This window comes from Actinomadura logoneensis, assembly GCF_003428695.1.
Classification (GTDB): Bacteria; Actinomycetota; Actinomycetes; order Streptosporangiales; family Streptosporangiaceae; genus Spirillospora; species Spirillospora logoneensis.
Window position 1 is genome coordinate 14,646 of sequence record NZ_QURH01000146.1, and the last position, 23,943, is coordinate 38,588.

Sequence of the window (23,943 nt, forward strand, 5' to 3'; positions counted from 1 at the left end):
AGCCGGCGCCACGGCCGGGGAAGGAACCTGGTCAAGAGACAGTCGGAGGCTTAGGGCCAGAGGCTTGTTGCGCATTTCCTGCTTCGAGCTCGATGATGCGCGCCAGGGCCGCTTGCAACATTGCCGCAGTGTCCAGATCGTCCAGCGGGGACTCGGTGGGTGTATCTGGCTCACTCGCAGGCGGGGGTGCCTCGCCGATGATCCCCGGGACGGACACCACATCGCCATCCCAAAGGCTGCGTTCCTCGGCCAGCCAAGCGCCACGACTGCGTTCACGGTCCTTGTCTTCTCCGGCTCCGTGTCCAGGCAGTCCCGTTACTCCAGATGATCCAGTGCGTCCTGTCGAGCCAGCCCCAGAGGCATTGGCGGGTGCGCTCCTCCCGATCCCGGACCCGGCTCCTGGGCCAGTGATGATTCCGAGGCCAGAGGGACCGGGAGCAGTGCCTAGTCCCGAGCCACCGCTTCCAACTGGCGACGAGCCCGGTCCTATGCCGTTGCCGAAGGGGAACGAGCCGGGAGGCCCGCCCGTCCCGGAAGGGCCAGGCCCAGTGGGATCGAACTCGGAAAGGTTGATCCCGCGTGGATTGCCACTGCCATCAGGCCACCACTGCCTCGGTTCATTGTCGTCGTGAGAGTGAGGGTGGGTGGTGGCCGAACCGTCACCCCCTGCCCCGTGACCCGGTACGTGCTGAGGCTCGTAGCCACTTGGGTGATGTCCTTCGCCTGCCGGGGATGCTGTTGTATGGCGCCCCGTGCCGTTTCCTCCGCCGGACGCCTCTGGCCCACCACCCGAGTTCGGTCCGCCGCCGGAGCCCGACGTGTGGCTGATAGGAGGCCCCCACTCCCCGTGATCGCCACCCATGGTCCGGGGGAGCTTGGTCGAGAGGCTGTCCGGCATGGCTTGCCAGGTCTCGGTGATGCGGCCGTTGGCGGCTTGCATCCACTGCTGGGCTTCTTGGGTGGTCTTGGGGGTGGGCATGCTGGTGTGGTACCAGGACAGGTAGCCGTCGCCGTGAGCTCGCACGGCGCGGCCGGCGCTGTCGGACTGCTGGAAGATCTGCAACGCGGCTTCGTGCATGTCCAGCAGCCGTGCCTGCGCGGCGTTGGAGGCAGGGCCGGTCCAAGCGTCCGCCAGCTCATTGGAGAACGATTTGAGGTCGGCCACCATCTGCTCATATGTGCTGGCGAAGCTGATGAAGGACTGTCCTGCACGGCTGACAGCGGCTGGGTCGGTGCCTTTCAACAGAGCGGTGATCTGCTCCTTGGACGTGTAGGACTCCGGTGAACCTGCGGGTGCCGCGCCTTTGAGGGGCACGTTGTTGACGTTGCTCATGGCAGGGACTCCGGGTTACCAGGACGGGCCAGCGGCCTTGGGCGACGTGGACAGGGGGCTTGGCGCGTGGCTTGGCCGCGGTGCTGCCTTGAGGAGTTGGTCCAGCCGATTGATCTTCGCGTCGATGATCTGCTCGTGCTCGTCGTAGACGTTCATCGTGACGTGAAGTCGGTGGACCATGTCCCGCAGTGCGTGCACGAATGAGATGTGCTGCGCCGTGATGCCTCGGTGTGTGGTGGTCACGGTGCCTGCCAGCCCGGTGGCGGCGTCCCACTGGCCGTAGGCGGACGCGGGGACCGATCCCGCCGTCGTCAGATGGGCGGTTGCTGAGTCCACCATTGTTTCCAAGTAGCCCTCAAGTTTGCGGGCAAGGGGCCGCAGGTCCTGGTGGACGACGTCGGCGCCGTTGCTGGCGAGTCCTTTCCAGTTGTCCTGCGGGTTGGTGTTAGGGCCGTCGTGGGCCATCGACTCCTCCGGGGGGAGCGGAGCGAACGAGGAAAGCGCGGGGACTCGACCTGCGATCTTGCCGCAACTCTGCGAATCGAGTCAACAGCAGCCACATCGGTTGAAAGGTGTCCAGTCAGCCTCGCTGGGCGCCCCTCCGCGGAGCCGTCCCCCTGACCTGCGAGGTCGCAGGAGGAATTGTTGGGCGGTGGATGTGAGCGATCGACTAGCGGTGGTGACCGCCCGAGTGAAATTCGTCAGGAAGGTTCCGCAAACGAGGTTCTTAGCGCTCCTCTAGATGGTTTTCCTGGCTGTCGGGCAGGGGGGCTGCGTCGCCCACGGATGGCAGATCTGAGGGGCGTCACGTCGAGGTCAGGACGGTGGCTATGTCGATGTTGGACAGCGAGTCCGACTGGGACGCCGAAGAGGGCAAGGGAGCGGCGGTGTTGAGGACCGTCCAGTAGGTCCGGGTCAGTGGAACCGAAGGGGTCTGAGCTGCTAGTGCTCGCTGTCCGCCCCTTGGACGCGGCTCCCCACCTTGGACGAGCAGGTTAGGTGTGGAGCGCTTTCCGCGGACGCGCGGTGTGAATGCGATGCGCGGCCAGTAGTGCGGGGAGGCTCTCGATGAAGGGGTCGGTCGAGCGGAGAACGCGTGGGACTCATGTCGAGGCAGTCGGCTGCGCTAGCTCGTGGAGGGGCGCAGCGGGGGCTTAGTGGGGGTCTTTCGCTGGGAGGCGGTCCCAGACGACGATCAGGAATGTTGCGATGGGCCCCAGGAACAACGACACGAACCACCAGTTGAGGCCGCTGCGGCCCTTCGCCTGAGCGAGTCCGGCGTTGATCAGGCTCAGCGTGCCCCAGCCGACCGCGTAGTCGTGCATCTATGCCCCTTTTATCCCGAGTTTGGATCGGTTGAGGATAGCGAGGGCTCGCTATCCCTTGAGCACGGTGAAGACGGGGAGGGTTCCGGTCGCCGTCGCGCCGGCGGAGGACGGTGGGATGTCCACGTTGTCGCGCGACGTCCGGGTGATGCGCGGGCTGTTGCTCTGGGACAGCAGGTACCTGCCCGGCTTCACCGTCTTCGAGGGCGGCAGGATGAAGGTGTCCGTCATCACGAACGTGCTGAGGTAGGCGCACTCGCTCTGAACGTAGGGCTGGTGGTTGTTGCTCACCTGGTGCACGGTTGTGACGACCTGGCCGATCGTCGTGGGGATCGTCCCCGGCCGGTTGGGCGGGATGGGGAAGAGCGCTGTGGTGCCCTCGTTCTTCCCGAGCTTGGTCCCGTCGTCCTGGCCGATCCCGAAGTTGTAGTTCTTGATGAGTCCGGGGGGATGGTCCTTCTCGCCGTAGCATCGCCGCTGTCCGCTGGCCGAATAGGCGACGCCGAACGGGCTCTTGGCGTTGAATCTGGTGACGACGCTGACCTGGGTGCCGGGACGGGCCCGCGCCGGACTGACCGTGATCTGAAACCGCATGAACGGGGTCTCGGAAGCGGGCATGTTCGGCTGACCGAGCAGGACGCCGGGCTTCGTGAACGAGATGACGTACGTGCCGCTCGCCTGGCCGCCCACCTTCGGACCGGACGGCCAGAGGAGGACTGCGGCCGCTGTGGCCGCGGCCCCGGCGCCGCAGATCGCAACCGCTCCCTTGGTGCCGCCGACCTTCGACAGCACCCCCTTCGTACCGGTCGCGCCGAGCTGCGCTGAGGCCTGAGAAGCGGCACCCGCCTGTGCGGAGCCTCCGGCCGCGGAAACTCCTGCGCTGGACACTCCTGTCGACAACGCGCCGGTGGCTGCGGCGGCTGAGGTGCTTCCCGAGGCGATGAACGTCCCGGCCAGGAGCGTTGTTGGAATGGCGGCGGTGATGAGGCCGGCGACCGCGGCGAGAGCGATGAGTCCGCGGCGTTCCCAGTCGTGGCCGTACGTGCTGACCGCCCGTGCCTCAAGCTCACGGACGAACGCGTTCGCGTCCCACAGGCGTTGCGTCGGGTCCTTGGCCAGTCCGTGCATGACAAGCGGATGAAAGAGCTCGGGGATTCCTTCCAGACTGGGGGCTCGGTGTAGATGGAGCGCTCGCAGTTCGTCCAGAGTCTGAGCTTGAAAGGGTTTGCGGCCGGACGCGCATTCGAGGAAGACGCACGTGGCGGCATAGATGTCCGTGGCGGGAGACGCGGGCTGACCGCTCCACTGCTCGGGGGCCATGTACGCCGGAGTTCCCGCGATTCCCGCTTGACCCGTCAGGACGGCCACTCCGAAATCGATGAGCTTGCTTCTGCCGTCGTCTTGGATGAGGACGTTGCCTGGCTTGTAGTCCCGATGGACGATGCCCACCGCATGGGCGGCGGCCAGGCCGAGCAACGAGCCCTTGAGAGTGAGCAACGCGGCTTCCGGCGCGAGCGGTCCGTTGTGGCTGTCGAGTACAGCACGCAGCGACCGGCCCGGCACCGCCTCCATGACAATCGCCAGGCCCTCAGGTCGCTCGACATAATCGAGCAATCTGGCGACGTGCGGGTTCGCCACCCGTTGCAGCAGCGCCGCCTCCTGGCGGAACATCGCCCGTAAGCGCGGATCGGCGCGCTGGTCAGGGGCGAGGTACTTGATCGCCACCGGACTGCCGCCACCGTCGTACCGAGCGAGGACGACGCGTCCCTGCGTCCCCGACCCCAACTCCATGAGCTCGGTGTAACCCGGAAGCCGCCACGGGCTCCAGCTCATCCGAACTTGCCGAGCTGCTTCTGGAGGATTCCACTTGCCTGCTGAATGATGGGTGCAGTGGAATCCTTGGGCGCCGTCCGCTGGACGTAGACGGAAGCGAACATGAGGTTGCCGCGCCACGCATAGTCGTAAATAAAATGATATGCGTTGTATTTTGTGGCGTCGGGGGAAACTGTCTGCTGCTCGATGGCTTGGACGTGAGGCCACTGACCTATGGCGGTGTTACTGGATTTCCAGGTGTCATCGTGGGCCAGCACTGTTCGGTTATTTGCTAGCTGCCTCGGTGGTGCGTGATGCTTCGCCGGGCACTTTCCGAGTGCTTGGGTGACTGTGCTAAATGCCGCGCTCGCCGCACCGGCGTCCGCGTACAGTGCGACTAGTTGGGTGTACTGGAACTGGTCCTTGCCGAGAACCTTGTTGGTGAACTGACGGGTGATCAGCTGCGGCGTGCCCGGGAGTTTCATGCCCGTGAGTGAACACAGGGGAAGTTTGTTCTCGCGCACCTGATCGAGGACGACAGGTATCTGCTTGATTCCGCTGCGGATGTCGTCCGCTTTCAGGAGTGCGGCATTTACCTGAGAGCGGTTGAAGGTCGGTACGGGGCTCGGCGTAGCGGACGTGGGCGAGGGCGCTTTGGTTTTAGCGTCCTTCTTGTGCGACCCACCGCATCCGCTGATCACCAGCGTCGAGGACGTCAGGACGGCGAGTGTCAGAAGGAAGGACCGCCGGACACTCGCGGTCGTCCTCACTGCCGGCTTCCCGCTTGGATCTCGCCAACGACCAGTGGTGTTGGGGCGGAAGCCATGGTCATGGCCGGGAGGTCGCCCGCCGCTTGGTCGCAGTCGTTCCCCACGCAGGTCCAGTGGATGTTCCAGGTGATCGTTGCTGTGACCTGGTAGGAGCCGCCGGGAACGCCGACCGAGGACTTCTTGTAGGTGTAGTTACAGCTGTCGCCGGACTGGCTGCCACCGTCCTGGCAGGTCATCTGCGGATTGGTGGGATCTCCGAGCGCCCAGGTGACGTAGGCCGGTGAGGCGGTCGCCGTCACACTCTGTCCGGGGACGCTGGCGGGCGGCGTGGAGACGGTCTTGAAACCGTCCACCCAGAACGAGGTGCGCACGCTCACGTAGGTCTTGCCGGAGGGGGCCGTGTGGACCACGGGAACTGGAAGCTGAGCTTGTGAGGCGGCTGCTTGGGCAAGTGAGATCGTCGGTACGTGTTGAACCTGTGGCGGCGGGGGTTGCCCGTTTGTCGGAGCCGGAATGCCGAAGGGGTCGGTGCCGTCTATCGTGCCGGGGCCAGTGCCACCGAGGTCCCCGCCGCCTCCGCCGCCGCCGGTGCCGCCGCCGCCACCTCCGCCTCCGCTGCCGGGGGAGTTGTTGTTGCAGCCGAAGCCGCCGCCGCTTCCCGTGTTACAGGGGTCGGCCTGTGCCTGGGCGGGCACGAGGAGGGCGGCTGTCAGTGCGGCGGCGCACAAACCTGCTGTGCGGAGGGCCGGTCTGGCTCTTCCTGGCATGGGGGTTCCTTCCCTGCCCAACGCCCGGCGGGGGCGGCGCGGTGCGGCGTGCGGGGTCAGCATTGTTTGTCCTGGACGCTGTCGTAGACCTTCCAGACACCGTCGACGTACTTGAGGCCCGTCCTGTAGACGTAGGCGCTGCCGGTTCGTCCGCCCAGGCGTTTGCCGGTTTTGGTGGAGAAGCGGTAGCCGGCGAGGGTGCGCATGCAGTCGATGACGAAGACCTTCGCGCCGTCCTTGGAGCGGGCGTAGACGCGGGGGTTGGAGATGTTGACGAAGCGCCAGATCTCGCCCTTCGCCTTCGTCGCCTGGACGTCGTTGGTGACCTTGGCGAGGAGAGGGTCGGCGGCGACCTGGGCGAGGGGCGTGGGGTCGTTGTTCGTGTAGACCTGCTGGTAGGTCTGCTGGAAGCGGTGGTACGCCTGGAGGACGGCGTCGTCCACCTGCTTGGGTGTCAACGTGCTCGGCGGGCCGGAGGCGGTGGGGGACGGCGGGAGGCCCGGGGAGCTGTTGCCCGTGTTCTCGAACTTGCCGTTCGGGTCGAAGCCGCCTTTGGACGAGGAGCCGCCGCATGCGGACGCGCATGTCAGGGTCAGGAGGGCCGCGGCGGCGGCTCGGGGGGTCCGGTCAGCGCGCTTGCGGACGGCGCGAGCGGTCCCCGCGGGGGACGAACCTACCGACCGGCTGTGCATCGCTATCCCTGGCCGCATTGCTGACAACGAGGCGGAGTACGCGCGAAAGCTTACAGAGGTGCATGTTGCGAGTGAAGAGTTCCGTTGCCGAAAGGTTTTCACGAGCGGGCCGGGCGCGCGGGGCCGAGTGACGGTGGGCGTGCCGTTTCGCGGGTGGACGGCACGCCCGGTATGTCACTTGCGGAAGCGGTCGGTGGCGCGGACGAGCAGTCGGGCGGTGCCGGGCTCGGATCCGCCGTGGCCCGCGTCCTCGACGATGTGGTATTCGGCCTCGGGCCAGGCGCGGTGCAGGGCGTAGGCGGCGTCCGGCGGGGTCTTCATGTCGTAGCGGCCGTTGATGATGACGGCCGGGATGTGCCGGATCCTGTCGACGCCGTCCAGGAGTTCGTCCTTGGTGAGGAAGCACTGGCGGCTGAGGTAGTGCTGGAGGATGCGGCTGAACGCGATCAGCGTCGCGTCGTCCAGGTCGGGTGGCGGGACGGGCAGGAGGGTGTTCGCGGCCATCTCCCACGCGCCCCACGCGCGCGCCGCCGGGACGTGGACGGAAGGGTCGGGGTCGTTGAGGCGGCGTCCGTAGGCGGACGTGAGGTCGTCGCGTTCGGCGGGCGGGATGAGGTCGCGGAGGCGCTCGTAGTCCTCGGGGAAGAGGCGGGCCGCGCCGTGCGGCCCGGTGGCCCAGGCGGTGTCGGCCTCGAGGTCCGGCAGCCACACGCCGCGCAGGACCATCTCGCTGACCGCTTCCGGGCGCCGCTGGGCGTAGGCGAGCGCGAGGGTGCTGCCCCAGGAGCCGCCGAACAGTAGCCAACGCTCGATGCCGAGGTGAGCGCGGAGCAGTTCGATGTCGGCGACCAGGTGCGCGGTCGTGTTGACGGAGAGGTCCACGCGGACGTCGCCTGCGTGCGGCCGACTCTGTCCGCAGCCGCGCTGGTCGAACAGGATGATCCGGTACGCGTCGGGGTCGAACCAGCGGCGCAGGGACGGCAGGATGCCACCGCCCGGCCCGCCGTGCAGGACGAGCGCCGGCTTCCCGTCGGGATTGCCGCACTCCTCCCAGTACAGTTCCTGGCCGTCGCCTACCGGCAGCATTCCGCGCGCGTGCGGTTCGGTGGGGGGATACATCGCGTCCTCACTGTTGGTCGGAGGGGTAACGTCCGGACGCCCGTCCGGCGTGCCCGGTCAGCGCGGACGGTCGAGGAGGAGGTCGGCGGCGCGGGCGAGGACCTGCGCCCGGGTGCGGCCGGGGTGGTCTGCGGCGAGGAAGTGGCTGCCGATGGCCGCGCAGAAGGCCAGCAGGCTGCGCGCCTCGATCTCGTCGGGGTCGTCGCAGGAGGCGGCGACTGCCTGGCGCAGCAGGTCCATGCGCGTGTTGTCCACGCGGCGCAGGCGCTCGGCGACGGCCGGGTCGCGGCGGGCCCAGTCGCGGACGGCCAGGTCGATGGGGAGCAGGCGCTCGGAGAAGGTGAGCCGTCCGGCGAGGCGGGCTCTGTCCTTGAGGTCCCCGCCCTCCTGCTCGACGCGGGCCAAAACGTCGTCGGTGGCCTCGCGCTCCCACCGGTCCAGCATCTCGGTCAGCAGGGCGTCGCGGTCGGCGAAGTAGCCGTAGAAGCCGCCCTTGGAGACGCCGAGGGACTTGGCCAGGGCCTCGACGCGGACGGCGTCCACGCCGCTCTCGGCGAGCGTCCGCAGACCCTCCTCGACCCATTTCCCGCGCGGGGTGCGCAGCGCTCCCATGGTGTGGTCCACCTCACCGTCCCACCCGTTGTACGGGGCCGTACAACAGGCCTAGCCTCGCAGTTGTACGGAAGCGTATAACGCAGGGGAGAGAGTCGTCATGTCGTTCGGGTTCATCGCCTTCCACTACCCGCGGGCCGACCACACCGAGGAGTTCGTCGGACGGACCCGCCAGGTCCGCGACTTTCTCGCCACGCGGCCGGGATTCGTGCGGGCCGACGTCTGGGTCACCCCCGAGGGCGACGCGGTGGTCACCAGCGGGGAGTTCGAGACCTCGGAGACGTTCCAGGCGGCGTTCGGGGCCGTGGCAGGCGAGCTGGGCGACGTCGTCGTGTTCGACGAGCGCGAGGTGAAGCCCCGCCAGGTGCACACGCTCCTGTCGCGGTGACCGTCGGCCCGCCCCCGCCAGGCCGCCGCTGGGTGGGGGAGCCAGGGCGGCGTCCGCTCCGGGTGGGGCGGTGCGCGCCCAGCTGAGGCCGCGGAGAGCGCCGGTCGGGGCCGGCGCTCACCGGACGGTCGATGGGGCCGGCACTCACCGGACGGTCGATGGGGCCGGCGCCGGACGGGCGGGGACCAGTGCACACGGACGGGCGGGGACCAGTGCTCGCCGGGGCCGCCTGCCGGGTGTCAGCCGTACGTGGCCGTCCCGGCTCGCGATCCTCGGCGAACCGGCCCGCCGCATTCCCGCGCGGCGGGCCCGGTCCGCGGTTCAGTGGGACGGCGGGGTGGTGTTCGTCCAGCCTTCTTCCAGGACGTAGCCGTACGAGAACAGCGCCCCGGCGGGAACGCCGTTCCTGCCGGACCGCTTCACGAGCATCTGGTCGCCGAGGATGTCGTACGTGCGGGGGTCCAGGATCAGTTGGTACTCGACGACGGTCCCGTCCACGCGGTCGATCCATGGGGGTGCGAGCGCGATGCCGCTGCGGCCCCGCGCGTCCTTGACCGTCCCGACCGAACGGACGCCCGGGAGGGCGGCCAGGGCGCGGAACGCCGCGGCCCGGGCCCGGGGCGTGGCCAGTTTGTCGCCGAGGAAGCGGCTTCCGGCGCGTAGCCGCTGCGCGCTGTCCTCCAGGAAGCCGGGCGCGGCGCGCATGGCGGCGACGAACGCGGCCGGGTCGCGGCCCACGCGGAGGCGTTCGTTCACGTCCGGGACGGCGTCGTGACCGGTGGCGTCGCGGTCGGGCGTCTGAACGTAGGGCGACCCCTCGTACTGCGGTGGCCGGGTGTTGTCCCGGGTGAGGTTCACCTTGTCGCCGTCCGCCGTGGTCTGCCAGCGGACGGGCGCGCCCGCCGTCCGCCAGGCGGCCTCGTCCGCCGGGGTCTGCGGGACGACGGGACGGGTCCGGGCGAAGGACAGGTGCCGGAGCCTGGGCGGTGGCGTGACCGTCCGGCCGTTCTCGTCCACGTACTCGGTGGGCCGCTCGTGCTCCGTCCGGGACTGCCAGGAGTCCTTCTCCACCTCCATGTCCACGGTGTAGCCCCTGCCGCGGCCGACGTGGAACGCCTGTCCCTCGACGACGCGCTGCCGCCACCATCGTCCGGTCGGCAGCGGCTTCGTGTCCTTGTCGAGGGAGTCCGCGGCGGCGAGCAGGAAGCGGCGCGCCGCCAGCGACTGGACCCGCGTCTCCTCGGCGGACGGTCCGGACGCGCGGGCTCCGCGCTCGTCCGACGATGTGCCGACCAGCGCGACCGCCACGGCGGACGCGGCGGCGACGGCGACCGCGGTGAGAGCCGCGCCCCGCACCCGCGGCCTCCTCCGGCGCCTCCGCAAGGCCGCGGACGGCGTAACGGTCCGCGGCGTAGGCGGAGGGGTTCGCGGCGGGGCCGTTGTGGCGGTGAGGCGGGCGCGGCCCGCGGCGGTGACGTCGTCGGTCGGTCCGCCTTCGTCCAGCAGGGCGCCGACGAGGACGTCCAGGGTGGTCGGGTCATCCACGGGGGTCCTCCTCGGTGTCCGTGAGGCGCGTCGGGTCGTCTCCGCCCAGCGCCTCGCGCAGCTTCCTTCTGGCCCTGCTCAGGCGGGAGCCCACCGTCCCGGCGGGGATGCCGAGGGCCTGGCCGACCTCGTCGTAGCCGAGCCCCGCGACGGAGACCAGGAGCAGGGCGTCGCGGTCGCCTTCCGGCAGCGCGGCGAGCGCGTCGGCGAGACGCGGACGGGCGCCCTCGGCGGTCACCCGGGCGGCGATCCGCTCGTCGGGCGCGTCCTCGTCCGGGAGCGAGGACGCGGCGTGCGCGCGGGCGAGGGCGTCGTAGCGGCGTCTCTCCGCGCGCCGGTGCAGGGCCACGAGGTTGGTCGCGATCCCGAACAGCCAGGGCCGGACGCCGCCGCGCGCCGGATCGAAGCCGTCCCGCTTGCGGAACGCCGTCACGAACGTCTCGGCGGCGAGGTCGTCGGCGGTGTCCCGGCCCAGGCGCGCGGCCACGTACCGGTAGATGTCAGCGAAATGCCGGTCGTAGATCGCGGCGAACCGGTCCGGGTCGGCCAGGGACCCTGAGATCACCGCGGCGTCGTCCTCGGTGTCGTCCGCCGCGTCCGTCCGTCCGGCGCGGACGGTGCCGGACGGGGCGGTCATGGATGGCTCCTCGGCATGGGGCGCCTTTCGGAGGGGAACGGCTGTCACGGGTACTCATCCGGATCGCCGATTCCCCTTCACGCCCGGATGGCCGGGGTGTCAGAGGCCGCCGCGCCTCGCAGGACGGTCTGCTGCGCAAGTGGTTGGACGCGTGGGTGCGCGGCCCGGTTCGTCCCTACGTGTGTGGGACTCGACACCCCCACCGTGAAGCAAATAGACGCTATCGTCTGCGTGACTCGCTCATCCCCCCACGCGAGGAGAGACGCAGATGCGAAAGTTCACCGCAGTGGCGATCACGTCCGGGGCGCTCGTGGCCGGAGTCGCCGGGACGGCCCTGCCGGCCGGGGCGACCACCCCGGCGGACGGCCTCGGGGTCGCGGCCACGACCGTCGAGCAGGGAACGGTGACCGGGGCCGCGGCGCAGAGGATGGCGCGCGGCGCGGGCCAGCAGCTCGTCCTGCCCCAGCTCACCAGGGCGGCGAGCGGGACGGTGCACGCCACGTCCTGCCGCTGGGTCCAGCGGACGCAGGGCCGCAAGTCGACCCGGAACGGACGCTGGATCATCTACGTGAAGTCCCGCCTGACCTGGTGCTACGACGGGCTGCACGTCAACTCGGCGCGGGTGAACCGGTCCGCGTACACCTACAACAAGCGGACCTGGCGGCTCATCGGCTGGCGCCAGCGCACGCTCACGCACGACCGCACGTGGGCGTCCGTGCTGGCCAAGAGCCAGTACACCTTCTACTACACGGGCAACCGGCACTACTACCGTCCGTACGCCGACATCATGGGCGCCTTCAACGGGCGCTACCGCGTCTGGGCCGGCTGATACCGCCCGCGCCCGGCGGGCTGACCGACTCGCGTGCGGTGAGCTGGCCAACTCGCGGCCGGTGAGCTGACCGAATGGCGTCCGGCGGGCTGAGCGCCTCGCGTCTCGCGGGCATCCGCGTCCGGGCGCAGGGCGGTTCGCCGCGAGCCGGTGAAGTCGAACCGGGCGTTCCGGCCCGCCAGCCGAGCGTTCGCTTGAGCGCCCTGTCCGCGCACCCGGGCAGGGCGCTCATCCGTGTCCGCCCGCCGTTGACGAGGCCGGCCCTGCCGAGCAACCACGAGCCCGAACCTGCCGAGCAACCACGAGCCCGAACCTGCCGAGGAGCTACGAGCCGACCTTGCCGAGGAAGGTCGCCAGCGCGCGCTCGTAGGCGGCCGAGTCCACGTTCCACGCCTCGGTGTGGTCGGCCGTGGCCTCGGAGATGTGCGTGACCAGGCCCGCCGGAGCCTTCCGCGCGAACTCGTAGGACGGACGGTTGTCCACCGTGTCGTCCTGCTCGGCGGTGAAGAGCAGCACCGGCGTCTTCAGGTGCCGCGCGAACGGGCGCATGTCCATGGCGCCGATGTCGGCGCCGTAGCGCCACTCCATCATCTTGATGGCGACGTCGGTCTCGAAGGTCGGCAGCCCGCGGGACGCGCCCTGCTTGTGGAGCGTGGCCGTCCAGTCCAGGACGGGCGAGTCGAGCACGACGCCGCGGACGAACGACGCGTCGGGCGTGTGCCGCAGCGCGGACATCACCATGGACCCGCCCATCGACCATCCGTACAGGACGACGCCGGTGGCTCCCTGCGAGCGCGCGTAGGCGATCGCGGACGCGACGTCGTTCCACTCCTTCGAGCCGAGCAGGTTGCGGCCGTTCGCCGCGGACGGCGCGTTCTCGTCGTTGCGGTAGGCGATCGACAGCATCGGCAGGCCCGCGTCGTGGACGGTCCTCATCGCGCGGAAGCTCTCGGCGCGGTCGGCGTTGTGGCCGTGGACGGCGATCACCCACGGGGAGTTGTTCGTCCGGCCCGGGACGGACCAGGCTGGCATCGCGCCCAACTGCGACGGATAGGTGACGTTCCGGTAGTCCAGGCCGACCGCCTTCTTCGGGTCGCCGCCGTAGACCCAGTGGTCGATCGCCGCCTCCAGTTGCGGCACCAGCTTTCCGGACGGCACCGACAGCACCTTCCGGACGACCGTCCCGGTGCCGACCCCGGCGATCGTCTCGCTCCTGACGACCTCTCCGATGATCGCCCGTCCGGCGCCCTTCCGGCCGTTCTCGGCCCACTCCAGCCCGAAGACGCCGCGCCGCAGGGTCGCCTTCGTCCGGGGGAGCGTGACCGTGTCGCCGGTGACGGCTCGCACCCGCAGGTCGTAGGTCCGGCCGTGCTCCACCTGGGTGGCGACCCCGGAGAAGTACCACCCGATCGAGAGGGAGGCCGCGAACGCCAGGAGCAGCAGGGCGGCCAGCCCGGACAGGACGAGCCGTCCGGGGCTGAGGCGTCGTCGGGCGGACTTGGAGGGCTTGGCGGCGGTCATGGCGCTACGAAGGGGCACGCCCCCGACGGTAACGGAGCCCGGTCACTGCCATGTCCCGCCCGAAAGCACCGCCCGACCCTCCGCGCGCGTCCGTGCCCGGCAACGTCCTCGCGCAGTTCGTCGGGGGCATCCGTCCTGCTCGGGCGGGCGGTCGTCGTCCGGCTAGTCGTCGGCGCCGGCGGCCAGTTCGGTGCGGGCGTCCATCAGGGCGAAGCCGAGCAGGTTCAGGCCGCGCCACTGGGACGGGCGGAGGGCCTGGGGGGCGTGCTCGTCGTAGCCGATGCCCCAGACGCGGTCCAGCGGACTGGCCTCCACCAGCACCTTGCTGCCGGTCGAGAGCAGGAAGTCGCGCAGGGCGGGATCGGACGCGAACTTGGCGACGCTGCCCCGCCGGACGATGTCGTACCGGTGCTCGACCCAGGTGTCCTCGCGGAAGCCGCGCACCTTCCGGCCGAGAGCCTTGGCGCGGCCGGGCTCGGGCGACGCGAGGATCTCGCCGACCACCGCCTCGTCCCCGAACAGCCGGGCCTTCTCGCACATCATGAAGTGCTCGGCGGTCGGATACCGGACGCCGTCCACCGTGAACGGCGACGGGTACCACTGGCTGAGGCAGCCCTTCGCGCTGGTCCCTCCCCAGAACAGCACGAACGTGGGGAGTTCGCCGCGTTTCTCCAGCTCGAGAAGTTCGTCCATGGTCACAGCCCGAGCGTCGCGCATTCACGGAACCCGTGCAATCAGATAAACGCCCGACCGGCCGCGTCCCTGAGACGACGAACCCCCGACCGGAAGATCCGGCCGGGGGTTCGACGGGCGACGGCTCAGAAGCGCAGCGGCTCCTGCGCCTTGCCCGGAGCACGGCGCTCGCCCTGCGAGCTGTAGTCCGGCAGGACGGCCGGGCAGCGCGTACCGCCGGCCGGGCGCCGGCCCGCCAGCAGGAACGCGTCCACCGAGGTGCGGACGCATCCGCTCAGCCCGTACATGCCGTGGCCCGCGCCCTGGTAGGTCACCAGGGACGAGCCCCTGACCTGCCGGTTCACGCTCTGGGCCCAGGGGAGGACGGTCGCCGGGTCACCGACGCCGCCGATCACCAGCACCGGCACGGACGGCGGGACACGGGACGGCCGCTGCCGGTCGGCGCCCGCCGGACGGCCCAGGCACGCGACGACGGCCTCGTAGCCGAGCGGGCTCGTCCCGAGGTGCGGGGCGGCCTTGCGGTTCGCCTTCCACAGCGCGGCGAGGTCCTTGTGGTTGCGGACCGGGAACGTCCAGTCCGAGCACATGATCCCGGCGAACCGGCCGTCCGGGGACGCCTTGGCCCGGGGGCTGGTGACCTTCCGGACCTTCTGCCGCGACAGGTAGGCCAGTTCCTCGCTCAGCTCGTTCCACGCGATCGGGTCGTACATCGTCGCGCGGACCATCTGTGCGAGGCCGACGGTGGTCAGCCGGATCTTGGACGAGTCGATGTCGTGCAGCGTGCCCTTGGCGGCCCGCGCCCGCAGCGTGTCCAGCACCTTCCACGGGTTCTTGCCGCGGATGGCGCAGTACCTGGACGTCGGGCACCAGCGCGCGAACTGCGCGTACGCCGCCTCGAGGCCGCGCGACTCGTCCGTGGAGAACCGGACGGCGCCCGCGACGGAGTGGTCCATCGTGCCGTCCACGACCAGGGCCTTGACCCGGCCGGGGAACAGCTCGGCGTACCGCTGCCCGAGCCACGTGCCGTACGAGACGCCGTAGTAGGCGATCTTCTGCTCGCCGAGCGCCGCGCGGACGGCGTCCATGTCGCGCGCGAAGTCGGTGGCGCCCATGTGGTCGTACATGGGGCCGGTGTTCTTGCGGCACGCCGTGTACAGCGCCCGCTGGTAGGACCGGAGCTTGGTGAACTCGGCCTGGTTCTTCGGGTAGAGCGCCGGGGCCTTGCCGAGCTTCCCGCACTTGACGGGATGGCTTCCGCCGACACCGCGCGGGTCGAACCCGACGATGTCGTAGCGCTTGCGGACCTCACGGTTCAGCCCGGCCCGGTCGAGTACGAAGTCGATGCCCGAGGCGCCGGGGCCGCCCGGGTTGACGAAGATCGTCCCGAGGCGGCGCTTGGGGTCGGTGGCCTTCGCCCGCGCCACGGCCAGCTTGATCCGGCCGAGCTTGGGACGGGCCCTGTCGATGGGGACGGAGAGCGTTCCGCACTGCGCGGAGCGGTCGTCCGCGCAGGGCTTCCAGGTGATCTTGGCGGGGGACGCGGCGTGCGCCGGCGTGGAGACGAGCGCCGCCGCCGCGGCGAGGGCGGCGGTCGCGGCGAATCCCGCCGTGCGGCCCGTACGGGTCACGGAAAGGGACTCCTGTGGGGATGGGGGGTCAGCGGGGAAACGACGAAGATGATCTCGACAGGAGATCACGTTTGGGTCATGTTCCGCCGCAGGAACGCCGAAAAACCAGGACCTTCCGGACGCCCGCCCGCCGCCGGGAGCGCTTCGGGCCAAGCCGTTTCCGGCCACGGCGGAACGGCACACGTACACGTCCCGCCGTGGCCGCCGTGGCCGCCGTGGCCGGGGTGGCCGAGGAGGACGTCGCCCCCGGGCGGCCCGGCAGAAGCGGGGGGCGTCAGCCCTGGGGCGCCCGGCAGAAGCGGTGGCGTCAGCCCTGGGTCGCCCGGTAGAGGGTGACGGCGGCGGACCCGAGGTACGGCGAGTTCATCTGCAGCGTCCGGGTCATGTGGGTGCTGTTGACGCCCGCGACCCGTCCGATGCCGTTGCTCTTCATCCCGTACAGCCACGGCCCGCCGCTCGCGCCGTTGCCCATGCTGCACATGATGCCGAGCCCGCCGGTCGGGTACCGGGACGCGAAGCTCGTCCCCGAGCAGTAGTAGAGCCGTTCGAGGGCGCCGGGGACCTTCCTCCCGGACGGCAGGAAGACCGCCGGGTAGCCGAACGTGCGGAACGGGTACGCGCGGTGCTTGTACCCGAAGCTCACGCCCTGCGCGCCCGTCACCGACTGGATCGCGGTCTTGCCGTGCTTCTGGACGGTGAACGCGGCGAAGTCGTAGCGCAGGTCGCGGTTGTTGGCCCACGGCGCCATGACCCGGAGGGTGTTCAGGTACCAGGTGCCCAGGCTCCGGTGGTTGTCGTAGTCGGGCTCGAAGGCGTAGTAGCGGTAGAAGCCGCCGGTCCCGCCCCGGCCCTTGTGGACGCAGTGCCCGGCCGTCCACAGGGTCGACTTGTTGTGCGAGGTGATGACGGTCGCGGTGCAGTAGTAGCCGTAGAGGCCGTCGTCGCTGGCGACGAGGCGTCCGATCGTGCGGGCGGGCGCCTTGCCGTGCCGCGGCCAGACCTTCGCGGCGGAGCTGGCCGCGCCGACCGTGTTCGGCGCCTTCAGCGCGTCCGGGGACTCCTCGGGCAGCGAGCCGTCCAGGCTGAGCGACCGTGGACCCGCGGAGTCGGCGGCGTCGGCCGTCATGCCGCCGGCCTGCCCGGCGGGCATCGGCATCGGACGCAGCTTCAGCTTCGACAGGTCCAGGCGCGCCTGGGCGGACACGCCGGAGCCGAAGTCCTTGGAGACGATGCCCGGTCCGGTCGGCTTCTGGGCCGACACCTTCCCGGCGACGTGGGGGGACGAGCCTGCGGTCGCGTAGGCGGCGCCGCCGCCGAGGGCGAGCGCGCCGACGGCGCCGCCCGCGATGAGAAGACGGGTCTTGGGGGGACGCACCAACTGGCCTTCCGGTGAGGGGAGCGGTAACAGCCGTGATGTAAGCCCCAGGGTGAGCCCTACGGGGCGCGTGCGTCAATTTACGGCAAGCGCTTTTAGGCGGGGTGAAATACCGCCAAAGTGAAGGAACGGGCGAACCGGTCGCACGGTCGGCCGGTGGCCCGGGCGACGGCCAGCCGGGGTCTGGTCAGGAGGTCAGCCGGTGGTCCGGGTCTGGATCTCCTGGACGGTCAGCGACGTGGAAGCGGACACGGGGAAGGTCCCATAGGTGCCGCCACGTGCGTCGCAGGCGCCCTCGCACGTCCAGCTCACCGAGTAGTAGGCGGTGGCGGTGACCGTGTACGAGCCGGAGCGGCGGTAGGCGTAGGAGCAGTTGGACGGCGGGCCGCCCGGCCGGTACGGCGTTCCGGGGCCGTCGCAGCCGACCGCGCCGTCGCCGAGCGACCATTCGACCCGCCGCGGCGTGCCGGTCATGGTGACGGTCTGGCCGTCCACGGCGGCCCGCGCCCGGAGGGGGCGCCACCCGGACGGATCGACCCACAGGTACGTCGGCAGCGCCACCCACGAGCGGCCGGACGGGTTGGTGTGCGGGGACGGCGCCGGAAGCTCGAAGGAGGCCCAGGCCATCGCCACCACATCGGCGGTCGGGGTCTTCGGCGGCGGCGTCACGAACACGTGACGGCAGGAGACCTCGCTGTTCTTCCTCAGCCAGCACGGAGACGTCCGCTCGTCCCCGGTGGCGGCAGGAGCCGTACCGGCTCCGTGCCGGGCTCCTCCTCCGGGCCGGGCTCCTCCTCCGGCGGCGGGTCGCCCCGGGTGCGTCGCGAACGCGCCGGTCTGGCAGAGCCAGGTTCCGCTCTTGTGGCAGCCGCCGCCACCCGCCAGTGCCAGGGCCAGCAGAGGTTCGGTCAGCACCGCGAGTCCTTCGAGCAGGTCAGCATCGCGAGTCCTTCGAGCAGGTCAGCACCGCGAGTCCTTCGGGCCCGTCAGCATCGCGAGTCCATCGACGCGGGTCAGCATGCAAGGTCCTTTGGGCGGGTCAGCATCGCGAGTCGTCCGGGACGATCAGCTCCGAGACCTTCCACGTGCCGCCGGTGCGGGTGAGGGTGGCGTACGCGAGGTAGCGGCGCGGGGCGGGAGCGGTCCCGACGCGCCTGCCGGTGTCGCGGCGGTAGGTGTAGGGGCCCGCTGTCAGCACGCAGTCGATGATCCGCGCGCTGTCCGGTCGGAGGGCGGCCACACGCGGATTCGGGACGGCGTGGCCGCGCTGGACGACCCCGGCGCGCCGGTCGGCGGCGATCCCGTCCTTGATGCGCGCGGCCACCGCGCCGGTCGCGACGTCCGTGACCTGCGACGCGTCCCCGAGCGCCAGGGCGCGCTCGACGACCTGGTGGAAGCGGCGGTACGGCGTCAGGACGTCCGCCTTCGCGGGCGTGGTGGCGGTCATCCCGGCGGACGGCGCGGGAAAGACGTCTCCTGGAGTCAGCGCTCCATGCGCGGCGGCCGTACGGGCGGCGGGGCCGCACGCCGTGGCGAGCAGGCACGGGATCAGCGCCGCGGACGCCCTGCCTCTCATCGAGCCCTCCTCACGTGTCGGGCTCGCAGGCTAACGACATGATCGGCCGACCCGCGGGACGTCCGTGGAACCTCCCGAAGGGCCGCGCTCGCGGTGGAATCAGCCGGTACGGCCGATGTCGGCGACGACGTTCAGGCCGAGGAGGAGGTCCAGGTGGATGAACGTCTCCAGCTTCGCGCCCGGCGCGAGGGAGGCGTCGGACGCGATCCGGTCGAGGACGGCCAGCGCCGCCGGGGTGTCCAGATCGTCCGCCAGAGCCGCCTCCGCCTCGGCGGCCGAGGGACGGTGCATCGGACGGCCGGGGGCGTTCGCCCACTCCGCCACGTCCGCGCGCCAACCCCGCAGGCGCGCCTCGGCCGCCTCGACGTCCGCGTGCAGCGGTTCGCGGTAGTGAGCGGAGAGGAACGCCAGGCGCACGGCCAGCGGATCGCCCTCGAACGAGCCGGACGCCGGAGGCACGACGAGCGTCCACGCGTCCGCCTCGTGCGCGCGCGGGGCAACGTACAGGTCCGCGCGCTCGGGCGCGTCGGGATACAGCGGACCGACCCCGTACTCGGAGAGGTCCCCCCGGACACCCGCGTCCGCACCCCCGCCCGTGTCCGCACCCCCGCCTGCGTCCGCACCCGCACCCGTGCCCGCGCCCGCGTCGCCGGCCTCGCCCGAGAGCAGGACGCGGCGTCCGCGGCGGTCGGCGAGGCGGCGGAGGAGGTCGGCGACGACCAGGCCGCGAAGGTCCGTGCCCGCGAGGACGTGGACGCGCAGGACCTCCGCGCGGGGCGGTTCTTCGAGCCGTCCGGTTCGCGGATCATGCAGGCGCAGCATGTCTCGGAGCCTAGGCGATCCCGGCCCGCTCCCCCCGAACCGACGCCCACCGACGGCACGCGGCACGCGGCGCGCGGGCGCGCGGGCGTGCGAGGAGGACCGGGGCGGGCTAGGGGAGCGTGGTCGAGCCGTCCGGCTTGCGGACGGCGGCGAAGCGCAGGCGCACGTAGTCGGCGACCCAGCCGGACTCGCGGCGCAATGCCGGGGCGGCCAGCTCGTTCACCCGCGCGAGCAGCGGCTCGACCATGTCGGGCGGGACGTCCGCGAGGGTGCTCGGGGCGTAGAGGCGGACCCAGTCGGCCGCGCCGTCCGGGCACTCGGTCATCCGGGACGGGCGGTCGGCGTGCTCCAGCAGCCGGATCGTGAAGCCCCCGTCCTCCAGTCGCGCCGCGTACTCGGCGGGCGTGGGGAAGTACCAGGGCAGTTCGGGTTCGCCGAGGCCGAACACGCGCCACGCGGTCTGCATCGCGGCGATCAGCTCGGCGCAGTTCCCGGCGCCGCCGAGCTCGCCGACGAACCGTCCGCCGGGCCGCAGCGCGGCGTGGACGTGCGCGATCACCGCGTCCGGGTCGCGGGTCATCCAGTGCAGGGCCGCGTTGGAGGCGACCGCGTCGAACGGCTCGCTGGTGGTGAAGTCGTGGGCGTCGCCGATCGTGAAGGACAGGCCCGGGTTCAGGGCGGACGCCTGCGCGACCATCTCCGGGGCGCCGTCGATGCCCAGCACCTCGGCTCCGCGTTCGGCGATCTCCACGGTGAGGGCGCCCGTTCCGCAGCCCAGGTCGATGATCTTCTCGCCGGGTTGCGGGTCGAGCAGGTCGATCAGGGGGGCGCCGTGTGCGGAGACGTACCCGAAGGCTGAGTCGTACGTCGACACGGACCAGTTCACTGTCGCAATTTATCGGACTTGTCACTCCGGCCGGGCGACCGGCCGGGCGCGCGCCACCATATCGTGACGTTGGAGCGTCTCGCGGACGGTACGGGAAGGACGGCGGCGTGGAGCGGCATCGGACACGGGGAGAGGTCCGGATCGTCGGGGCCGAGCGGCCCGGCGGCCTGGAACTGCGGACGGCGGGCCTGGCCGAACGCGGCATGCCCGAGCTGCGGGTCACCGGCCTCGCCTGGTACCTCGGCTCCGGCTGGTCGCGGGTGCTCGGCGAGCTGGTGCGGCGGATCGCCGCCGCCGGACCGGACCATCCCGCCACCTTCGCCCTCGGCGAGGCCGGGGACGTGACGGTCAACCTCGTCCCGGACGGCGACTTCCTCGCCCCGCACCCGCCGCCCGGCGTTCCGCTGAGCGTGGCCGACTGGCGCCGCGACGTGGTGGAACGCCTCTTCCCGTCCGCCTCGTCCTGACCCCGGCCCTGCCCGGACGGGTGTGCCGAGTGGCGTTCTAGAATCGGCTTCCACTCTGCGCGGGAAGGACGGCCGGATGACGTACACCGAGATCCAGTACGAGGTGCGGGACGGGATCGCGACGGTCACGCTCGACCGGCCGCACCGGATGAACGCCTACACGTACACGATGCGCGCCGAGATGCTCGACGCGTTCGACCGGATCGACGCCGACGACGACGTCCGGGTGGTCGTCGTGACCGGCGCGGGGCGGGCGTTCTGCGCGGGCGCGGACCTCGACGCCGGGGGCTCCACCTTCGACAAGGACGCGTCCCAGGACATGTTCGCGGGCGAGGACGACGTCCTGGAGGACGGCACGCCCAGGGACGGCGGCGGCACGGTCGCGCTGCGCATCGCGCGCTGCCTCAAGCCGGTGATCGGCGCGTTCAACGGCGCGGCGGTCGGCGTCGGGGTGACCGTGACGCTGCCCATGGACATCCGGCTGGCCAGCGAGAAGGCCAGGTTCGGGTTCGTGTTCGCGCGGCGCGGGATCGTCACCGAGGCCGCCTCGTCCTGGTTCCTGCCCAGGCTCGTCGGGATCGCGCAGGCGATGGAGTGGGCCGCGACCGGGCGCGTGTTCGACGCCCGGGAGGCGCTCGCGGGCGGGCTGGTCTCCCGCGTCTACCCGCCGGACGAGCTGCTGCCCGCCGCGTACGCGCTGGCCCGGGAGATCGCCGACAACACCTCGGCGGTCTCGGTGGCGGCGATCCGGCGGCTGATGTGGTCGGGGCTGTCCGCGCCGTCCCCGTGGGACTCGCACGTCAACGACTCCCGGCTGATGGCCGCGCTCGGCGCGGCCCCGGACGCGGCCGAGGGCATCACCTCCTTCCTGGAGAAGCGCCCGGCCGAGTTCACGATGCGCGTCAGCCGCGACCTGCCCGCCGAGACCCCCGACTGGCCCGTCCGCTGACCCACGCAGGGCGCCACCACCCCGCACAGCCGCCACGACCCCGCACAGCCGCCACGACCCCGCGCAGCCGCCACGACCCCGCGCAGCCGCCACGACCCCGCGCAGTCGTCGCCGAGGGTCGCGACCGGCTTGTCCACTGACCCCGCGCAGCGGTCCTGGCCGCCGCACGAGCGCCGCACGGTCGGCGGCTGGGAAGCGCTCGGACGGGGCTTCGGGCCGCTCGGAGGGGGCTCCGGGTCGCTCGGACGCGCGCGGCTCGCTGGGTGTTTTGCCGTTTCTGGACGGGATCCTCGCCGACACGTGATTCGTTCCCGGGCACGCCTCAGGAGGCGAGTGCGCGATTTACCCGGGGCGGAGGTGTGCGGTATGCGGGTCAAGTCGGTGGCGAAGGGAGCCCTTGCCGGGCTCACGATGGCGATGCTCGGGGCCGCGTGCGGCTCCGTCCACTCGGGTCAGCTGAAGCAGCAGGCGGCGGCCGTGAAGAAGCCGGCCGCGGCGCCGAGCCCCGCGCCGACCACGCCGGCCCCGCGCGCGATCAACTGCGAGCAGGTCAAGTGCGTGGCGCTGACCTTCGACGACGGGCCGGGCCCGTACACCGCGCACCTGCTGGACGTCCTCCGGGACGCCGGGGCGCGGGCGACGTTCTTCATGCTCGGCGAGAACGTCGGCGCCCACAAGGCCGAGGTGCGGCGGATGGTCCTGGAGGGCCACCAGCTCGGCAACCACACGTGGTCGCATCCGCAGCTCACCGGGTTGTCGAACGCCGCCGTCCGGTCGCAGGTGCAGCGGACGGAGAAGGCGATCACCGAGGCGTCCGGCGGCGTCGCGCCGACGCTGTTCCGGCCGCCGTACGGCGCGACGAACGCGCGGGTCGCCAAGGCGGTCGGGATGCCGCAGATCGTCTGGGACGTGGACAGCCTCGACTGGCGCTACCGGGACGTCGCCCGCAACGTCCGGGTCGGGACGCGGCAGCCGAAGAAGGGGAACATCGTGCTGTTCCACGACATCCACAAGACGACGGTCGACGCGGTCCCGCGGGTCCTGGCGGGCCTGAAGAAGCGCGGGTTCACCTTCGTCACGGTCGGTGAGCTGACCGCGGGCAGGCAGCTCGCCGTCGGCCGCCCCTTCCCCGCCTGGTCCTGACCCAGGCGGTCCCGACCCCGCCGGGCCGGTCCCGAGCCGGCGAGGCAGGCACTGATCAGGTCTCCCTCACCACGTGGCCCGCCGTCAGCAGGCCGGTCACAGGTCCAGGTCCGGCTTGAGGCGGGACGGCGTCCAGCGGCGGCGCAGGGCGACCGCGCCGACCAGCAGCGCGAGCGCGGCGGCCAGGTACAGCCCGAGGACTCCGGCGTCGCGCAGCGCGCGGCTCGCCAGGCCGCCGGAGATCGTCGTCCGCAGCGGTTCGACCAGGTAGGTCATCGGGATGACGGCGTGGATCGCGCGGAACGGCTGCGGCAGCGTCTCCACCGGGTAGAGGCCGCCGCACGACACCAGCTGGGTGATCAGCAGGACGAGCGCCAGCGCGTCCGCGACCGCACCGAACGCGATCCGCAGGAACTGCACGATCGCGGCGAACGCGGCGACGCCGAGGGCCATCAGGCCGAGCGTCCCGGCGGTCGAGAGGGGATCGAGGCCGAGGCCGACGTCCAGGACGAGGAACAGCACCAGCGCAGCGACCAGTCCCACGGCGAGCACCGGCAGGAACGCGGCGAACGCGACCGTCCCGGAGCCGAGGCGCGCGGCCAGCAGCCGTCCCGGGACCGGCCGGAGCAGCAGGAACGCGACGATCCCGAACACCCACAGCCCGATCGCGATGAAGAACGGCGCGAGCCCCCGCCCGTACTGGTGGGCGGGATGGGCGTTGGAGCTCCTGACCTCCACTGGGTTCGCGAAGTTCTGCGCCGCGTGGTGCATGTCGTCGTTCTGGATCACCGGGATCTGGTCGCGCGCCGACGCCAGGCCGGACGCCAGCTTCGCCGCGCCCGTCCTGAGCTGCGCGTTACCGTCGTCGAGCTGACGGGCTCCGGCGAGGAGCCGCGCGTTGCCGTCGTCCAGCCGGCGGGCGCCCGACAGCAGCTCGCCGGACCCGGCCTGGAGCTGCCGCGCACCCGCGAGCAGAGGCGTCACGCCCTCGTCGAGGCGCCGCGCGCCGGTCGCGACGGCCGCCGCGCCCCGGTCGAGGGCGCGGAGCCCGGAC

The 23,943-nt window shown here is 71.3% G+C and carries 25 protein-coding genes; 5 read left to right on the forward strand and 20 right to left on the reverse strand.

Features of this window, described 5'->3' with window-relative positions; all coding sequences use genetic code 11:
* Window positions 1–31: 31 nt before the first annotated feature.
* The 9 genes from DZF91_RS43085 to DZF91_RS07705 all read right to left on the reverse strand — a co-directional run bounded on the left by DZF91_RS43085 (window position 32) and on the right by DZF91_RS07705 (window position 8,442).
* The gene (locus DZF91_RS43085) at window positions 32–1,333 is read right to left on the reverse strand and encodes a WXG100 family type VII secretion target (RefSeq protein ID WP_407920892.1); all 1,302 of its coding nucleotides are present in this window, start codon (window positions 1,331–1,333) and stop codon (window positions 32–34) included.
* A 15-nt stretch (window positions 1,334–1,348) separates the two neighbouring features.
* Complete coding sequence (locus DZF91_RS07680; RefSeq protein ID WP_117356786.1) at window positions 1,349–1,798, reverse strand: hypothetical protein; 450 nt, start codon at window positions 1,796–1,798, stop codon at window positions 1,349–1,351.
* Window positions 1,799–2,487: 689 nt separating this feature from the next.
* Window positions 2,488–2,658 (reverse strand): hypothetical protein, encoded by a 171-nt coding sequence (locus DZF91_RS41015; RefSeq protein WP_199486486.1) that lies wholly within the window; start codon window positions 2,656–2,658, stop codon window positions 2,488–2,490.
* A gap of 51 nt (window positions 2,659–2,709) precedes the next feature.
* Window positions 2,710–4,491, reverse strand: coding sequence for a serine/threonine-protein kinase (locus tag DZF91_RS07685; protein WP_117356787.1), 1,782 nt, complete (start codon window positions 4,489–4,491; stop codon window positions 2,710–2,712).
* Window positions 4,488–5,171 (reverse strand): hypothetical protein, encoded by a 684-nt coding sequence (locus DZF91_RS38830; protein WP_147341048.1) that lies wholly within the window; start codon window positions 5,169–5,171, stop codon window positions 4,488–4,490. Before DZF91_RS38830 ends, DZF91_RS07685 begins: the two co-directional genes overlap by 4 nt.
* A gap of 65 nt (window positions 5,172–5,236) precedes the next feature.
* Window positions 5,237–5,650: a hypothetical protein gene (locus DZF91_RS38835; RefSeq protein ID WP_147341049.1), complete on the reverse strand. Its 414-nt coding sequence runs from the start codon at window positions 5,648–5,650 to the stop codon at window positions 5,237–5,239.
* A gap of 413 nt (window positions 5,651–6,063) precedes the next feature.
* Window positions 6,064–6,699, reverse strand: coding sequence for a hypothetical protein (locus tag DZF91_RS07695; protein WP_117356789.1), 636 nt, complete (start codon window positions 6,697–6,699; stop codon window positions 6,064–6,066).
* A gap of 174 nt (window positions 6,700–6,873) precedes the next feature.
* Window positions 6,874–7,818, reverse strand: a complete 945-nt coding sequence (gene pip, locus DZF91_RS07700) for a prolyl aminopeptidase (RefSeq protein ID WP_117356790.1) — start codon at window positions 7,816–7,818, stop codon at window positions 6,874–6,876.
* 57 nt (window positions 7,819–7,875) lie between these two features.
* Entirely contained in the window at window positions 7,876–8,442 is a 567-nt protein-coding gene (locus DZF91_RS07705; RefSeq protein WP_235834145.1) for a TetR/AcrR family transcriptional regulator, read from the reverse strand.
* Window positions 8,443–8,530: 88 nt separating this feature from the next.
* On the opposite strand from DZF91_RS07705, the gene DZF91_RS07710 reads away from it, so the two are divergent.
* Window positions 8,531–8,818: a hypothetical protein gene (locus tag DZF91_RS07710; RefSeq protein ID WP_117356792.1), complete on the forward strand. Its 288-nt coding sequence runs from the start codon at window positions 8,531–8,533 to the stop codon at window positions 8,816–8,818.
* A 321-nt stretch (window positions 8,819–9,139) separates the two neighbouring features.
* On the opposite strand, the gene DZF91_RS07715 is transcribed toward DZF91_RS07710, so the two are convergent.
* Window positions 9,140–10,363, reverse strand: coding sequence for a CU044_5270 family protein (locus DZF91_RS07715; RefSeq protein ID WP_199486487.1), 1,224 nt, complete (start codon window positions 10,361–10,363; stop codon window positions 9,140–9,142).
* A complete protein-coding gene (locus DZF91_RS07720) occupies window positions 10,356–11,000 on the reverse strand; it encodes an RNA polymerase sigma factor (RefSeq protein ID WP_117356794.1) in 645 nt (214 codons plus the stop codon). Before DZF91_RS07720 ends, DZF91_RS07715 begins: the two co-directional genes overlap by 8 nt.
* A gap of 268 nt (window positions 11,001–11,268) precedes the next feature.
* Here DZF91_RS07720 and DZF91_RS07725 point away from each other — a divergent pair, with 268 nt between their 5' ends.
* A complete protein-coding gene (locus DZF91_RS07725) occupies window positions 11,269–11,829 on the forward strand; it encodes a hypothetical protein (RefSeq protein ID WP_147341050.1) in 561 nt (186 codons plus the stop codon).
* Between the two features lie 324 nt (window positions 11,830–12,153).
* Here DZF91_RS07725 and DZF91_RS07730 read toward each other — a convergent pair whose 3' ends face one another.
* The 8 genes from DZF91_RS07730 to DZF91_RS07765 form a co-directional block, all read right to left on the reverse strand.
* Entirely contained in the window at window positions 12,154–13,368 is a 1,215-nt protein-coding gene (locus tag DZF91_RS07730) for an alpha/beta hydrolase family protein (RefSeq protein ID WP_147341051.1), read from the reverse strand.
* A gap of 144 nt (window positions 13,369–13,512) precedes the next feature.
* Entirely contained in the window at window positions 13,513–14,043 is a 531-nt protein-coding gene (locus tag DZF91_RS07735; protein ID WP_117356797.1) for an NADAR family protein, read from the reverse strand.
* 125 nt (window positions 14,044–14,168) lie between these two features.
* Window positions 14,169–15,671, reverse strand: a complete 1,503-nt coding sequence (locus DZF91_RS07740; RefSeq protein WP_158587878.1) for an alpha/beta hydrolase — start codon at window positions 15,669–15,671, stop codon at window positions 14,169–14,171.
* A 307-nt stretch (window positions 15,672–15,978) separates the two neighbouring features.
* A complete protein-coding gene (locus tag DZF91_RS07745) occupies window positions 15,979–17,046 on the reverse strand; it encodes a trypsin-like serine peptidase (RefSeq protein ID WP_117356799.1) in 1,068 nt (355 codons plus the stop codon).
* Window positions 17,047–17,241: 195 nt separating this feature from the next.
* The gene (locus tag DZF91_RS07750) at window positions 17,242–17,961 is read right to left on the reverse strand and encodes a PKD domain-containing protein (protein WP_147341052.1); all 720 of its coding nucleotides are present in this window, start codon (window positions 17,959–17,961) and stop codon (window positions 17,242–17,244) included.
* 124 nt (window positions 17,962–18,085) lie between these two features.
* Window positions 18,086–18,622, reverse strand: coding sequence for a hypothetical protein (locus tag DZF91_RS07755; RefSeq protein WP_147341053.1), 537 nt, complete (start codon window positions 18,620–18,622; stop codon window positions 18,086–18,088).
* Between the two features lie 99 nt (window positions 18,623–18,721).
* A complete protein-coding gene (locus DZF91_RS07760; protein ID WP_117356802.1) occupies window positions 18,722–19,444 on the reverse strand; it encodes a cysteine--tRNA ligase in 723 nt (240 codons plus the stop codon).
* Between the two features lie 109 nt (window positions 19,445–19,553).
* A complete protein-coding gene (locus tag DZF91_RS07765) occupies window positions 19,554–20,330 on the reverse strand; it encodes a class I SAM-dependent methyltransferase (protein WP_117356803.1) in 777 nt (258 codons plus the stop codon).
* A 107-nt stretch (window positions 20,331–20,437) separates the two neighbouring features.
* Here DZF91_RS07765 and DZF91_RS07770 point away from each other — a divergent pair, with 107 nt between their 5' ends.
* The 3 genes from DZF91_RS07770 to DZF91_RS07780 all read left to right on the forward strand — a co-directional run bounded on the left by DZF91_RS07770 (window position 20,438) and on the right by DZF91_RS07780 (window position 22,889).
* Window positions 20,438–20,797 carry a hypothetical protein gene (locus tag DZF91_RS07770; RefSeq protein ID WP_117356804.1) on the forward strand — a complete coding sequence of 120 codons (360 nt, stop codon included), beginning with the start codon at window positions 20,438–20,440 and terminating at the stop codon, window positions 20,795–20,797.
* Window positions 20,798–20,873: 76 nt separating this feature from the next.
* Window positions 20,874–21,746: an enoyl-CoA hydratase-related protein gene (locus tag DZF91_RS07775; RefSeq protein ID WP_117356805.1), complete on the forward strand. Its 873-nt coding sequence runs from the start codon at window positions 20,874–20,876 to the stop codon at window positions 21,744–21,746.
* A gap of 366 nt (window positions 21,747–22,112) precedes the next feature.
* Window positions 22,113–22,889, forward strand: a complete 777-nt coding sequence (locus DZF91_RS07780; RefSeq protein WP_235834146.1) for a polysaccharide deacetylase family protein — start codon at window positions 22,113–22,115, stop codon at window positions 22,887–22,889.
* A gap of 96 nt (window positions 22,890–22,985) precedes the next feature.
* Here DZF91_RS07780 and DZF91_RS07785 read toward each other — a convergent pair.
* On the reverse strand, window positions 22,986–23,943 hold a 958-nt coding region (locus DZF91_RS07785; RefSeq protein ID WP_158587879.1), incomplete at its 5' end, for a YhgE/Pip family protein.

Bases quoted from the DNA above. Each gene is read 5' to 3' on its own strand.
- DZF91_RS43085 (WP_407920892.1), bottom strand. From the start codon at position 1,333: ATGAGCAACGTCAACAACGTGCCCCTCAAAGGCGCGGCACCCGCAGGT.
- DZF91_RS07680 (WP_117356786.1), bottom strand. From the start codon at position 1,798: ATGGCCCACGACGGCCCTAACACCAACCCGCAGGACAACTGGAAAGGA.
- DZF91_RS41015 (WP_199486486.1), bottom strand. From the start codon at position 2,658: ATGCACGACTACGCGGTCGGCTGGGGCACGCTGAGCCTGATCAACGCC.
- DZF91_RS07685 (WP_117356787.1), bottom strand. From the start codon at position 4,491: ATGAGCTGGAGCCCGTGGCGGCTTCCGGGTTACACCGAGCTCATGGAG.
- DZF91_RS07695 (WP_117356789.1), bottom strand. From the start codon at position 6,699: ATGCACAGCCGGTCGGTAGGTTCGTCCCCCGCGGGGACCGCTCGCGCC.
- pip (WP_117356790.1), bottom strand. From the start codon at position 7,818: ATGTATCCCCCCACCGAACCGCACGCGCGCGGAATGCTGCCGGTAGGC.
- DZF91_RS07710 (WP_117356792.1), top strand. From the start codon at position 8,531: ATGTCGTTCGGGTTCATCGCCTTCCACTACCCGCGGGCCGACCACACC.
- DZF91_RS07720 (WP_117356794.1), bottom strand. From the start codon at position 11,000: ATGACCGCCCCGTCCGGCACCGTCCGCGCCGGACGGACGGACGCGGCG.
- DZF91_RS07725 (WP_147341050.1), top strand. From the start codon at position 11,269: ATGCGAAAGTTCACCGCAGTGGCGATCACGTCCGGGGCGCTCGTGGCC.
- DZF91_RS07735 (WP_117356797.1), bottom strand. From the start codon at position 14,043: ATGGACGAACTTCTCGAGCTGGAGAAACGCGGCGAACTCCCCACGTTC.
- DZF91_RS07755 (WP_147341053.1), bottom strand. From the start codon at position 18,622: ATGAGAGGCAGGGCGTCCGCGGCGCTGATCCCGTGCCTGCTCGCCACG.
- DZF91_RS07760 (WP_117356802.1), bottom strand. From the start codon at position 19,444: ATGCTGCGCCTGCATGATCCGCGAACCGGACGGCTCGAAGAACCGCCC.
- DZF91_RS07775 (WP_117356805.1), top strand. From the start codon at position 20,874: ATGACGTACACCGAGATCCAGTACGAGGTGCGGGACGGGATCGCGACG.
- DZF91_RS07780 (WP_235834146.1), top strand. From the start codon at position 22,113: ATGCGGGTCAAGTCGGTGGCGAAGGGAGCCCTTGCCGGGCTCACGATG.